1 protein-coding gene is annotated in these 699 nt (G+C 56.8%); it reads right to left on the bottom strand.

The features are described from left to right. Positions 1 to 15: 15 nt before the first annotated feature. On the bottom strand, positions 16 to 699 hold a 684-nt coding region (locus tag M3I56_RS40785; RefSeq protein WP_254358694.1), incomplete at its 5' end, for an IS630 family transposase.

The following is a 699-nucleotide window of genomic DNA, read 5'->3' as shown; positions in this document are numbered from 1 at the left end:
AGCTAGTCGACTGCGTCATTGAAATGGCACTGGCCGAATTCGTCGTGATGGATCATCGTATTTCCATTTAATCGGCTTGGGATTCTTGTTGTGCTCGCGGATGTAGCGCATCAGCTTGCGGTCCAAATCCTTCACCGTGGTGAAGATGCCTCGCGCAATTACATCGCGCTGGATGCGCGAGAACCAGTTTTCCACCTGATTCAGCCAAGAGGTATAGGTTGGGGTGTAATGCAACCGCACGTTGCGGTGTTGTCGCAAGAATTCGTGCACGCGCGGTGTCTTGTGGCTGCTGACGTTGTCGCAGATCACATGAATCTCTTGTTTGGGCCGCTGACTGGCGATAACGTCGGTGAGGAAGGCCACGAACTGTTCGCTGGTATGGCGCGGCGCGGTCTTGCCGATGACTTCTCCGGTTGCCGTATTGAGCGCAGCGAACAGGCTAAGCGTGCCGTTACGTTTGTATTCGAAGCCATGGCTCTCGGCGCGCCCTGGCGACAGCGGTAGCATCCGATCCTTACGATCCAGAGCTTGAATTGCCGTCTTCTCGTCCACGCAGAACACCACCGCATGTGCGGGCGGGTTCAGATACAGGCCGATGACGTCTGCAGCCTTGGTCTCGAAGTCAGGGTCGTTTGAGACCATGTGCGTATCGAGTCGATGGGGGCGCACGCCGTGCTTGCGCCAGATGCGCTGTACCGT

This window comes from Paraburkholderia sp. CNPSo 3281, assembly GCF_024206515.1.
Lineage (GTDB): Bacteria > Pseudomonadota > Gammaproteobacteria > Burkholderiales > Burkholderiaceae > Paraburkholderia > Paraburkholderia nodosa.
The sequence above is the reverse complement of the archived record's forward strand: the minus strand, read 5'-3'. Positions and strand labels throughout refer to the sequence as shown.